Origin of the sequence: Clostridium gasigenes, from assembly GCF_900104115.1 — a bacterium.
Classification (GTDB): Bacteria; Bacillota; Clostridia; order Clostridiales; family Clostridiaceae; genus Clostridium; species Clostridium gasigenes.
On sequence record NZ_FNJM01000003.1, the window covers coordinates 26,870 to 39,841 of the forward strand.

At 27.9% G+C, this 12,972-nt stretch carries 11 protein-coding genes and 1 riboswitch; of the genes, 1 reads left to right on the plus strand and 10 read right to left on the minus strand.

From position 1 onward, the window contains the following. Window positions 1-15: 15 nt before the first annotated feature. From BLS77_RS07555 to BLS77_RS07595, 10 genes are all read right to left on the minus strand, one after another. A complete protein-coding gene (locus BLS77_RS07555; protein WP_089967656.1) occupies window positions 16-714 on the minus strand; it encodes a TraX family protein in 699 nt (232 codons plus the stop codon). 241 nt (window positions 715-955) lie between these two features. Then, window positions 956-1,885, minus strand: coding sequence for a DMT family transporter (locus tag BLS77_RS07560; RefSeq protein WP_089967659.1), 930 nt, complete (start codon window positions 1,883-1,885; stop codon window positions 956-958). 148 nt (window positions 1,886-2,033) lie between these two features. Next, window positions 2,034-2,660 (minus strand): cyclase family protein, encoded by a 627-nt coding sequence (locus BLS77_RS07565; RefSeq protein ID WP_089967662.1) that lies wholly within the window; start codon window positions 2,658-2,660, stop codon window positions 2,034-2,036. Between the two features lie 21 nt (window positions 2,661-2,681). Beyond that, complete coding sequence (locus BLS77_RS07570; protein WP_089967665.1) at window positions 2,682-3,437, minus strand: hypothetical protein; 756 nt, start codon at window positions 3,435-3,437, stop codon at window positions 2,682-2,684. Between the two features lie 88 nt (window positions 3,438-3,525). Then, a complete protein-coding gene (locus BLS77_RS07575; protein WP_089967668.1) occupies window positions 3,526-4,281 on the minus strand; it encodes a YoaP domain-containing protein in 756 nt (251 codons plus the stop codon). Window positions 4,282-4,476: 195 nt separating this feature from the next. Next, window positions 4,477-7,188, minus strand: coding sequence for a magnesium-translocating P-type ATPase (gene mgtA / locus BLS77_RS07580; RefSeq protein WP_089967671.1), 2,712 nt, complete (start codon window positions 7,186-7,188; stop codon window positions 4,477-4,479). A gap of 128 nt (window positions 7,189-7,316) precedes the next feature. Continuing rightward, window positions 7,317-7,472 (minus strand): hypothetical protein, encoded by a 156-nt coding sequence (locus tag BLS77_RS19860; protein ID WP_167865572.1) that lies wholly within the window; start codon window positions 7,470-7,472, stop codon window positions 7,317-7,319. Window positions 7,473-7,564: 92 nt separating this feature from the next. Further along, window positions 7,565-7,722, minus strand: a riboswitch (M-box (ykoK) riboswitch). Between the two features lie 73 nt (window positions 7,723-7,795). Continuing rightward, window positions 7,796-8,590, minus strand: a complete 795-nt coding sequence (locus BLS77_RS07585) for an EcsC family protein (RefSeq protein WP_089967674.1) — start codon at window positions 8,588-8,590, stop codon at window positions 7,796-7,798. 16 nt (window positions 8,591-8,606) lie between these two features. Next, a complete protein-coding gene (locus tag BLS77_RS07590) occupies window positions 8,607-9,782 on the minus strand; it encodes a glycoside hydrolase family 3 protein (protein WP_175490814.1) in 1,176 nt (391 codons plus the stop codon). A 218-nt stretch (window positions 9,783-10,000) separates the two neighbouring features. After that, window positions 10,001-10,492 (minus strand): DUF1097 domain-containing protein, encoded by a 492-nt coding sequence (locus tag BLS77_RS07595; protein WP_089967681.1) that lies wholly within the window; start codon window positions 10,490-10,492, stop codon window positions 10,001-10,003. A 286-nt stretch (window positions 10,493-10,778) separates the two neighbouring features. Between BLS77_RS07595 and BLS77_RS07600 the strand changes: the two genes are divergently transcribed. Beyond that, complete coding sequence (locus tag BLS77_RS07600) at window positions 10,779-12,956, plus strand: HelD family protein (protein WP_089967684.1); 2,178 nt, start codon at window positions 10,779-10,781, stop codon at window positions 12,954-12,956. Window positions 12,957-12,972: the final 16 nt, after the last annotated feature.

The window sequence follows — 12,972 nt, forward strand, 5'->3', positions numbered from 1 at the left end:
TCTCATAATTATTTTCTATAAAAGTCGTCCTATTAATGCTAATGCTATAAGATGTGCTGGATAGAATATATAAAACATCCATTTGGTAATTGTATTTTTCAAGCCTAATTTACCGTTATACATAAGTATTAATGGTAATGCAAACACCATCATCCATTGATAATCAGATAGGAACAGTTGCTGATAAGCATCTGGTATTCCTATACATGTGAATACTGGCATTAAACTAAATAAACAATAAACTATTGCCATTATTATTTTTTTATCTCTAAAGAAATAGAATATAAGTGTCATACCTAAGCCAAACATAGACGCTTCTGTAAACATATATGCCGCACCTATTGCAACTACAGCTAAGGTTGCAAGTATGTATATATATGATTTTTTAGATTTTTTAGCATAATCTATAACCATTAACATAATTACTGACAAAGTAAGTGATAAGAATATATTATTGTGAATTCCTATAATCTTATCTATCCCTATCATAACAACTCCAAAGCTAGCTAATCTTGATAAATATTTCACTTTACTTTTAGTATGGAAAAATCCTTCTACTATTAAATAGAAAAATATAGGTGCTGCAATTTTTCCTAAATATCCAAACCAAATAGGTACATCTATGCCTGATTGCCCTATATATGTGTAAACATGATCTAATAACATAGTTATCATAGCTATTATTTTTAACGTAAATGAATTTAATTTTTTCATTTTTTAACTTCTCCTCTATTAACATATTGATCATTTGGAATTTTATTATTCCTATAACCTTATTACAATGCTAATTTTATTCTATTACATTAAAAACACATATCTATTTACCTTTCAGTTAGATTACATTTTTGTAATAATACCATAATTTTTTTTTATTCTAACCTGATTCTTTATTGAATTTTATCAAATATCTTTAAGTTATCATAAAATAAATAATATTCCTGATTCAACTTTAGTTCTATTTATTATCTTTAACTCTATAAACAAGGAATATCCCAATACATACTAGTATTAATGCTATTAAAATCTTAATATCAAATATATTTTCTCCTAAAATTATTGCTGATAGTAATGTTCCAAAGATTGGTATTGAGAAATTAAATATTGTTATTATCCCTACTTTATTATATTTAAGCAGTTGTGCCCAAATTACAAAAGCAACTGATGATAAAAGTGCCATGTAAATTAATAAAATTGATGATGTTAATGTGAACCCTACTAGTTGTCCACCTAAGACAAATCCTAAAATAGTTAAAACAGATCCACCAATAGTTAATTGGTATCCTGTCGCTATTGATGGATCTATCCTTTGAGTAATTCCTTTACCGTATATAGCAGAACTTGAAAGTAGGAATGCTGCAATCATTATAAATCCTTCTCCCTGAAAGCTAAAAGAACTATCTAGCAATGATTGTCCATTAAAATTAACAATTATAACTCCAAGAAATCCTATAATGCATCCTAATATTTTATTGAAATTAAGTTTATCATTCTTATAAAGAAAATGGGCTATTATTATACTAAAAAATGTTGATGTTCCATTTATTATTGATCCTCTTACTCCTGTTGTGTACGATAAACCAATATAGAAAAATATATATTGAAGAGTAGTTTGCCCAAGTCCTAATATGGTTACTTGCAAAGCTTGCTTTTTAGATAACTCGAATATTTTTTTCTTTCCAACTACCTGAACTATTAATACAAAAATCCCCGCAATTAGAAATCTATATCCTGCAAATATTAATTTTGTTGCGATATCATCTGAAGGTATATTAAATAATGAATATCCAACCTTTATTGAAGGATACGCACTCCCCCATAAAGCACAGCATAATATTGCTAATAACATAATGTTTTTTCTATTAGTATAAAATTTTTCTCTATCCATATCACTTTCTCCTATTAGTTATTTTTTAATTAAGTTTACAAAATCCTAATCAAATTTATCAAATGAAATAATATTATGTTTAAATTAAAAACAACAAGCCAATGTAGGATGTATATTGGCTTGTTGTTTTTTTTAATATGAACAAAAGTTATATAAATCCAAATGTTCTTACTGGTACCCCATCACTATTTTTTATTTTTAATGGCGCTACAATAAGCTTAAACAGTCCATTAATTATTTTTTCTAAATTTAAGTTTTCTATTATTAAAATTTCTTTTTCTAAAAATATTTTATGAAGAGTCATTTCATCTTCTGATTTCCCAATAGAAATACAATCTACCCCAACCCCTTTTAGGTTAAAGCTTGATAAATATTCTGCTGCCTCAATTGTTAATGTGGGATAATTAGTTAGGTATTTTTCACTGCACCAATATTTTTGCCATCCCGTCTTTATTAATACAAACTCTGCTTTTTTTATTTCTTCAATGTGTATAAGCAGGTCTTTTTTAGTTATTTCTTTTTCATTTATATTACTAAAATCTAAGATAACTGCTGGTCCCATTAAATCTTCTAATTTATATTCATCAATATATTTACCTTCTTTAAGCATATGTCTTTGTGAATCTATATGTGTTCCTGTATGGGTAAAAATATTTATACTTCTTTCTTCATAATGATCTTTATCTATAGTAGATATTTGCTCTATTTTAGGTTTTGTATCCTCTGTATATGAAGTTATTCCATTATCTATAGTGTGTGTAAAATCAATAACCATAAAATCCACCTTTTTTATCTTTTATTTTTTAGTAACTGATGTTACTGTTGATTTTTCTACAGATACTCCATCTAATAAAACATCATATTTAACACAACCTAAACCTTCTGAATAATAATATACTTTTACTGTTTTTTTACCATTACTCTTTACCTGTTCCCATGTTTTTATATAAGCACCTTTTAATGTTTCCTTATCTAATTTTAAATTTTCCCCTACTTCAACAATTTCTTTATTATCCCATTTAGTTCCAACTTTTAATGGCTCATTTAAAATCAATAATTCCTGTGATTTATCATTTTTACTTAAATAATTTATTTTTCCTATATCTTTCATTTCTTTATCTGTTAAATCACCTGTGAAAACCTTATTTAGACCTCCATTTTTTATACTATAAACATTTATAACAGGTCCTTTCCCAGTTGTCCCAACTACTTGATATGATGTGCCATCACCTTTTATAAAGTTATCATTTGATATAACATCACTGCCTTCACACTTAACTTCATAATTCCCATTTGGTACAAACATCCCTATATTTAAAGTTTTATTACTAACCTTAGTACTATCCGCTACAGGTTTATTATCATCTGCATTTTTCTTTTCCTCTTTGGCAGTGCCTTTATTAGTGTCTTTATCATTCTCGTCTATCTTATCTGTCTTCTCATTTTTCTTTTCAATATTATTAACAAAGTCATTAATAGTAGAACACCCCATTAGCCCTACAGTCATTGAAGATGCTAACATTACTGCGAATATTGTTTTTTTCACATTCATTTATACCCCACCCCTTCTTATTAAGCACTTTCAAAAATAACAAACCATTTTTAAGCACCTTAATATAATTTATGAATATATCATGTAATTACATTCCTTTTTCAGTAATTATTTTATTGAATTTTTTTTCTGAAAGAATTTCATGTGTTACAAATTCTCCATTATAGAACAAGCTATAAGAAGTAAAAGGTGCAGGAGCATTTTGTGCCTGGCCTGTGGTCTCAAACCTAATGGCTCTAAAAGGAATCCCTTTAGATTTTGCTATTTTATCAATAAGAGGAACATATTTGGCAGTAAAGGGACATTGATATGCATAATATAGAACAAAGCCCATCTCACTAATTTTAAGCGTTTTTACAGTTTCCTTAAAGTATGGCTTTTTTGCATTTTTATCAAAAGATAAGCACATTAACTCATAGTATGGACCTACAGTATCAACTACTTCAAAGTTTTTATATTTCAAATACTTCGAGTCCGATAAATAAGGCATTTTCTTTTTTGATGATAACATCACAAGTCCTACTTTGCCCTTTTCTTTGCTGTCTTTCACACATTCCTCTAAAAACATATTAGAATATCCCATGCCTTTAAACTGTCCTGAAATCCATAAGCAGTTAATAAACATATATCCATCAGCCTCAATTGGGTACCATGCTTTTTCCGCAGGTATGTACTCTATAAAACATTTCCCACGAACATCTCCTTTTTTAAAAACAAGACCATCATCAAAACGTTCTGCTAACCAGGATTTTTTTGCATTCACTTGGCAATCACTATTATTAGAAATAGCACAGCAAATATGTTCTTGCTCCAAATTTTCCTTTGTAACTGTTATAATATTCATTTTTCTCCCCCCAATGTTATATAAATAGTCTTTGCTTAGTAATAATTTTTTTTAATTTTAGGATTAATATTACCTGTTTACTAGTTTCTTATTTATTAGCGATAAATGTTGTTATTTTATAATACCAACATTTATCGCTAATAACTAGGATTAACTCTAAACACTTATATTATCTCACTTAATAATTTTATTTATCTATAATAAATCTCCATACTTTTCCACATATTTGTTCTTAACAACCGTAACTAAAATCATATAGGCAAATATAGTAGCAAATAACATTAAGAAATATATCCCTGGCATAGGGTACATTCCTAAAGTTTTCCCAAAAGCTGTGTATGGAATAATTGTACCTATTAGAATTGAAATACTTGTTAATACTATTACTGGCATTGATGCTCTGCTTTGTATAAATGGCTTTTTGGTACTTCTAATCATATGAATAACTAATGTTTGTGTCCATAATGATTCAACAAACCATCCTGCGTTAAATACCATCATAAATAATGTTTTATCAACATTTACATTTCCATAGCTACCACCACAAACTATTGGGCAAATAACAAAGAACATTAATATATATGTAGTAATATCGAAAACTGAACTAGTTGGTCCTATCCATAACATAAAGCTCCCTATTGATGATGAATCCCACTTTCTAGGGACTTTAAGAAATTCTTCATCTACATTACCCCAAGGAATTGATATGCAAGATATATCATAAATAAGATTTAATACTAATAATTGTACAGGTATCATAGGTAAAAACGGAAGTACTGCACTTGCAACTAAAACGCTAAACATATTTCCAAAATTAGAACTTGCTGTCATTTTAATATATTTAATAATATTAGCAAAGGTCTTACGACCTTCAACAATTCCTTTTTCAAGAACCATTAAATCTTTTTCTAACAATATAATATCTGCAGATTCTTTTGCAATATCTACGGCTGTATCAACTGAAATTCCAACATCGGCTTTTTTCATTGCTGGGGCGTCATTTATTCCGTCTCCCATAAAGCCAACAACATGTCCATTATCTCTTAACATTGATACTACTCTTGCTTTTTGTTCAGGTGATAATTTTGCAAATATATTTATTTTTTCTACTTCAACTTTTAGTTCTTGATCTGTTAACAACTCAACTTTAGAACCTAAAAGTATGCTTTGAGGACGGATTCCAACACTTTCGCATACATATTTTGTTACTTTTTCATTATCTCCTGTGAGTACTTTTACACTTACACCATATTCCTTCAACGCTGCTATTGCTTCTTTTGCTGAAGATTTTGGTGGATCTAAGAACCCGATATATCCCATAAGCACCATATTGCATTCATCCTTAACAGAAAACACTTCTTGTGTTGATATTTTGTTTTTTCGTGCCACTGCTATAACTCTCATTCCACTTTCATTTAATTCATCTACAGTTTTAAGAATTTCTTTTTTAACCTCTTTAGTTAGCAATTTAACTTCACCTTTGTATTCTGCAAAGCTACAAATATCAAGCATCTCTTCAACTGCACCCTTTGTAATTAACTGTGTTTTACTATTTTTATCATTTAAAACCACTGACATTCTACGACGAGTAAAATCAAATGGTATTTCATCTATTTTTTCATATATTTTATGATAGTCTTTAAATCCTTCTTTTTCACCATGCTCTAAAATAGCAACATCAAGTAAATTATTAAGTCCAGTTTGAAAATAGCTTACTAAATATCCCTGTTTTAATACTTTAATATCTTCATTTCCATGTATATCTAAATGACGTTCCAAAACAATTTTATCCTCTGTAAGAGTACCTGTTTTATCGGTACATAAAATATCCATAGCTCCTAAATTTTGTATTGAATTTAAATTTTTTACTATTGTTTTGCATTTAGCCATTGCTACAGCGCCTTTAGCAAGGTTTGTAGTAACTATCATCGGCAACATTTCTGGAGTTAGCCCAACTGCAATTGATATTCCAAATAAAAATGCATTAGCCCAATTTCCCTTTGTAATACCATTAATTACAAACACAATTGGAACCATTATAGCCATAAACTTAATTAATAAAAAGCTTACTGAATTAACTCCTTTATCAAAACTTGTTGATTCCCTTTTTTGGGTTACTGCATCTGCTATACTTCCGAGACAAGTATCATTTCCGGTTAATAAAACTATAGCTATAGCAGTTCCACTTATTATATTAGTTCCCATATATGCTAAGTTTTCATATTCAAGATAGCTAGATTTATATGATTTAATTTCATTATATTTTTGGTTTGCAAATTTTTCAACTGCTTCAGATTCTCCTGTCATAGCTGATTGGCTTACAAACAAATCCTTTGCAAATATAATTCTAGCATCTGCTGGTATCATATCTCCTGCATTTAATTTTATAATATCTCCTGGCACAATATCTTCAATTGCTATTTCTATATCAATGTTATTACGTGCTACGGTTGCTGTTGTTTTTATCATAGCCTTAAGCTTTTTACCTGCATTATTTGATTTTCCCTCTTGTATAAATCTCAATGCTCCACTGATTGTAACCATAATAGCTATTATAATTACTGTTGTTAAATTTTTATCCTCTGGTAATGACATTACATAATCAGTTATGAAAGATACTAGTGATAATAGAAAAAGTACTACTGTAAATGGATTTATAAAAGCATCTATTGCTCTTTTATACCAAGAATTTTCATTACCATAACTTATTTCATTATTTCCATATTCATCAAGCTTGATCTCTACTTCATTATAAGTTAATCCTTCATCTCTTGATTTTAAGTTTTTAAACAAATCATTTTTGTTTATTGTTGCATACTCTATTAATTTAGCTTCTAGTTTCTTTCTCTTAATTTCCTTTTCTTGTATTGAGTTAATATTCTTATTTTTTTTTAATAATAATTTCATTATTATTCCCTCCTCAAAATTTAATTTTTGAGTATATAGGAACAAATGACAATAAAAAAAACCTGTTTACTATAAATTTATATAGCAAACAGGTAGCATAATTGAAAAACTCTTATAGGTATATATTTTTAGGCATCGTAAACAAGCAAAGTAGTAAGTAATAATTTTAGGAAACTATTATTTTTTCCCATCTCTACTTTTATTGTCTTTGATTTCTTATGAAAATATAACCTTTTTAAGTCAAATCCATCTGTTCCCATATCACTACTACTTTCTGATTCCACTTGTTTTCACCTCACTTATTTTTTTAAATTAAAAATCCTCATTGGCTAAGCTCAACGAGGACGAAAAAACAAATTATTAATTGTCTTTATTTAATAATATACCCGTTCAAGCTTTAGCATCTTAGGGCAATATAATTGCATTAAAATACGCCTTGTATTCGACGTATCCTGCTAACCTACTAATAATGTCTCCATTATTTCGCGGTAGCAACCTGTATCCCTAAGGTAACCTCACCTACCGAAAATTATTTAGTTTTATCTCTACTATATTATATGCCTATTCATCCAAATAAGCAACGGTAAATTTATTCCAATTCTTATCTCTACCTTTTATTTTTTGTATTTAAGTAACGTTTTTTATATTTAAGTGATGCATATTTCCCTATCTTATTAACTACGTTGTAATTTGTTATACTTCCTACAACACCAATAATAGGAATTCCCTGAATAAACTTCGATGTTACCATTACTTCAAATAAATTGTGGGAAGTTTCTTTCATTTCATCATCTAAATTTTCATTAACAATACCATTAAAATCTATATTGCCAGCTAATTCATCTACTTTTGTATTATATCTACCTTGTACTTCTTCAGTTGTAACTGCTGCTGAAATAAGATTAAAAATATATATTTTTTCATTATTACTTTCATAATTAAAACCATAACTTAAAGAAATCTCATATATGGTTTTTAAAATCACAGAAATAAGCAAGGGTATATCTGGCAGACCAAGTCCTAATAACCCAAGTCCTGCGCCCTCAATTGTTGCTATTGATTTGTTCACTATCCTACTTTTATTTGGTTTTATATCCATAGTTCTTATACTTTTTTTACTAGTATTTCTATCTATATAATAGTTATTAACATCATGTTGTATGTTAATTTCTTCTTTGTTATAAGTTTTTTCAATATATTTCGTACCTTTTTCAAATACAACTTGAAATCCTTTATAAAATGCAATATCCATAGTTTTCTTTAGTTTATCAGGTATTTTCGCTTCAATTTTATTCTTAAACGGAGTTAAATTTTCTTTTATTAGCTTATTTGTCTTCTTATTTAATATTTTTTGTTCTTTTTTTTCTATTTTAAGCAATTGCTTATTTAGTAACTTTTTCATATTCACTTCTCCCTTCTTAAATATTACCTTTAACCTTTTCTTTAGCCTTTAATATTCTCATTACTGCATCATCTATTCTTTCTTGTTTTATGTTTCCTTTATTAACTTCATCTTTTAGATATTTAATTAATTCATCATATTGTGAAATATCTTTTCCTGGAGTTATTGTAATATCAGGCATAAGTGCAATATCATTTCCACTATTTATAGCTAATTTTACTGATTCGTATTTATCATAATTTTGAGTTATAGCCCCCATGTCTAATGCATCTGTTATAACTACCCCTTTAAATCCCATCTCATTTTTTAATAAATCTGTTACTATTGGTTTTGATAAAGATGCTGGAGTTCTACTACTATCTAAAGCTGGCACTGATATATGCCCTACCATAACAAAATCCACATTATTTTTTATTGCTTCTCTAAAAGGAAGTAATTCTACATTTCTTATTCTATTTATATCATGAGACACTTCCACAAACCCTTTATGAGAATCCGCTGATGTATCTCCGTGACCTGGAAAATGTTTAGCTGTAGATAAAATCCCTTCCTTTCTTAAACCATTAATAAATTCTACTCCAAATTGACTAACTATCTTTGGATCCGAGCTAAAAGCTCTATCCCCTATAATTGGATTATTAGGATTAGTGTTAACATCCATAACTGGAGCATAATCCACATTAAATCCAAGCTGTTTTAATGCTTTTCCAATAGTTTGTGCAGCTTCAAATGCTTTTTTAGGATTTCCTGTATTCCCTATTTCAGTTGCTGCTTGTATATTCAATTTTATTGGTATTCTTGAAACCCTTCCACCCTCTTCATCTACTGTAATAAAGAATGGAACTTTATCCTTCATATTTTGAATTTCACTTATCATCATAGTTGTTTGCTCTTTATTTATCATATTGTTTTTAGATAGAATAATTCCACCTGGTTTTCTTGTCTTAAAGAATTCTTTAACACTTTCAGTAACCTTTGTAAAATTAACTTGGTTATTATCTTCATAAATATATGGAATATCAATAATAATCATTTGTTCTAATTTTTCTTCTAATGACATACTATCTAATAATATTTGTGCATCTTCTTTTTTTGTACTTGATTCCCATGCTACTACATCCATAATCATAAATCCACCAAAACATAAAACTAATACTAAAGTTGCTAATAATAGGATGTTTCTTTTATTCATATATAATACTTCCTTTACTATCATATTCTTAGTATTAGTATTCCCTAAAAATTCTTTTTCAAGCTTTAACTTCAAGCTTTCACCTAATATAATTTTACTAATAGAATCTATTTATCTCAATGACCTTAGACTTTTAATATATTCTTTTCAACTAAAATAAGCACCTATAAAAGATGCTTAGCATTAGTTTAATTATTAAGACATTTTCAACAAAATAACTAATAAGATTTTGGTGTATTTTTTTTTATTTCCCTAACATATCTTTTATCTAATAAATTATGTAAGTGGAAGCCGCCTCTATCTGATACGAATCCCAATATTCCGCCACATATTAAGGCAGGCAACACCGCCCTCCAGTTTCCCGATGTAGCAAATATACAACAGCACCCACAAAAAGCGCCTGGTATAAATTCTAATGTTTTAAACTTTGCTTGTATGCACATTATAAAAGAAAAAAATCCAGTAAATAAATAAGACCATTGCGAGCCCTTAAAATAAGATGAACATATTATAATTGCCATAGCCCATATTATCCCACTAATATTAGAATAAATTGATTTTTTAAATCCACTTAAGCTTCCACCAGAAGCAAAATAGCTTGTACACCCTATAAATCCTATCCAAGTAATTAAACCTGTAGAATTACTTATCCATGCCCAAATACCTGAAAATATACCTACACTAATAGCTGTAATAGTTGATCTGCTCATTATATTCTCCTCTTAAATCTTATAATAATACAATTGTATTTAGGTAGCTCCAAAAAAATAACTAATCAGATTTTGATCTATTTTCTTTTAGTTCCCTTACTCTATAGTAAATATAATAACTTTATACTATATTTTTTGATTTCGTTTACAATAGATATTATATCACTTGCTTTTAACAACGTCTATAATTATAAGTACTAATATTAACTAGTATAACTCTTTTTTCTTGACATATTAAATTATAAACTTTAAAATCTAATGACGATTATAAAAGTGAGGTATAAACATGCTTATTGGTAAAGACATTTTAGATGAAGAAAAATACTTAGAATCAACTATTGATACTGTTAAAGAATTGTTAAATAAATATGTTGATTCAAGCGAAGTGCAAGACAAGGAAATAATTAAACATAGAAAATTTCTTTGGGATAATAGAAGCGAACTAGATGAAATTGAAATTAATGAAAACTGTGGCCAAGTAGCCCTTCAAGAACAAATGTATTCTAATAAAATAACTAGAATGAGAACTCTTGAAAAACAACTTAAGTCACCTTATTTCTCTAGATTAGATTTCAGACAAAATGGAGAAGATATAGAAAGTTTCTATATTGGTTTATCAAGTGTTGAAGATGAAAAAGACTATAACTTTTTAGTATTTGATTGGCGTTCACCAGTTTCAACTATGTTTTATGATTTTGAAGTTGGCCCTGCTTTTTATGAGGCTCCTGGTAGACGAATAAATGGTGAAATTGAATTTAGCAGACAATTTAATATAAAAAATGGTGAAATAGTATTTATGCATAGCTCTAATGAATCATTATGCGATGACTCATTAACCTCAATGCTTGGAGGAAATGCTACTGATAAAATGAAAAATATAGTAGCTACTATCCAAAAAGAACAAAATGATATTATTAGAAATGATGATAGTAGAATATTATTTATTCAAGGGGCTGCAGGTTCTGGTAAAACATCTATTGCATTGCATAGATCTGCTTATCTTTTATATAAACATAGAAAAGATCTTAAAGCTGATAATATTTTAATCTTTAGTCCAAACCAAGTGTTTTCGGAATATATTTCTGATGTATTACCTGAACTTGGCGAAACTAATATTCTTCAAACTACATTTGAGTTATATTCAAAAACATTCTTACCTTCAAATTATATATATGAAAGTAAAAATGAGCATTTAGATTATATTTATTCAAAATGTGAAGATATAGATTTATTAAATTTAGAGGCTAAATCTATGGAATATAAGAATACTAATGAATTTATGACAGTATTAAATAAATTTGCTCCAAGTATACCTGAACTTATAACTGACTTTAAGCCTATATTTATAGATGATAAACAAATAGTAAGCAAGCAAAATGTCTCTAAAGCTTTCTTAGAGAGGTTTAATAATATTCCTTTCTTAAGTAGAATTGAAGTTGTTAAACAAAGTTTATTTTCTCAAGTCGAAACTAAATATTTATCATCAGATGATAATTCTCACTTTGACTATGTAGAAGATAAAAGGAATTTTTACGATTATTGCAAAGAGCAGGTTGATATTCAAGTAGATGAAATGATTAAGACATTAAATCATGTAGAAATTTATAAAATACTTTGGGATAATATTAAAAAGTTCACAAATAAAGATTTAATATCTGTAAAAGATATTACATTAGAATATTTAAATTGTGGAAAAGTAAAATATGAAGATATTACTCCAATAATTTATATACGAGCATCAATGGAAGGCTTTAGAAATTACAGTAATGTAAGACATATACTTATTGATGAGGCACAAGATTATAGTCCTCTTTTTTATGAAATAATTAAAAAATCATTTTCAAATGCATCAATTACAATTATGGGAGACCTTAACCAAAGAATTGATAAGCATTCTAATGTTAACAATAAAGAGGATATATTAGGTGTATTCCCAAATATTAAAACAGTAGCTTTAACTAAGTGTTATCGTTCTACATATAATATAACTAATTTTACAAAAGATATTTTAGATACTCATGAACCTATTGAAGCAGTTGATAGAAAAGGTGACAACCCAACTATTCACATTACAACTGATAACTTAGAGTTAAATATCACAAATATTATTAATGAAATGAAAGCTAAGAATTATACATCAATAGCTGTAATTTGTAAAAACAAAGCTAATTGTGAATTTATATATAACAAGCTAAAAGCGAAGGATCCTTCTGTTAATATTATAGATAGCGACGCTTCTGAATTCAAACTTGGAATTAATGTTATATCTTCCTATTTAGCAAAAGGACTAGAATTTGATGGTGTTATTGTAGCTGATGGAGAAAATTATTTATTTGATTTAGATAAGAACTTATTCTATACAGTTTGTACAAGAGCTTTACATGAACTTCATGTATTCTCTACTAAACCATTAGATCCTGTTCTTCCTAAAGATAAAAGCTTATATTCATTATTAACTTATTAATTTAAACTTAGGAACT

Coding starts and splice junctions, on each gene's coding strand:
- BLS77_RS07565 (WP_089967662.1), bottom strand. CDS start 2,660: ATGGTTATTGATTTTACACACACTATAGATAATGGAATAACTTCATAT.
- BLS77_RS07600 (WP_089967684.1), top strand. CDS start 10,779: ATGCTTATTGGTAAAGACATTTTAGATGAAGAAAAATACTTAGAATCA.
- BLS77_RS07555 (WP_089967656.1), bottom strand. CDS start 714: ATGAAAAAATTAAATTCATTTACGTTAAAAATAATAGCTATGATAACT.
- BLS77_RS07585 (WP_089967674.1), bottom strand. CDS start 8,590: ATGAAAAAGTTACTAAATAAGCAATTGCTTAAAATAGAAAAAAAAGAA.
- BLS77_RS07595 (WP_089967681.1), bottom strand. CDS start 10,492: ATGAGCAGATCAACTATTACAGCTATTAGTGTAGGTATATTTTCAGGT.
- BLS77_RS07575 (WP_089967668.1), bottom strand. CDS start 4,281: ATGAATATTATAACAGTTACAAAGGAAAATTTGGAGCAAGAACATATT.
- BLS77_RS07570 (WP_089967665.1), bottom strand. CDS start 3,437: ATGAATGTGAAAAAAACAATATTCGCAGTAATGTTAGCATCTTCAATG.
- BLS77_RS07560 (WP_089967659.1), bottom strand. CDS start 1,885: ATGGATAGAGAAAAATTTTATACTAATAGAAAAAACATTATGTTATTA.
- mgtA (WP_089967671.1), bottom strand. CDS start 7,188: ATGAAATTATTATTAAAAAAAAATAAGAATATTAACTCAATACAAGAA.
- BLS77_RS07590 (WP_175490814.1), bottom strand. CDS start 9,782: ATGAATAAAAGAAACATCCTATTATTAGCAACTTTAGTATTAGTTTTA.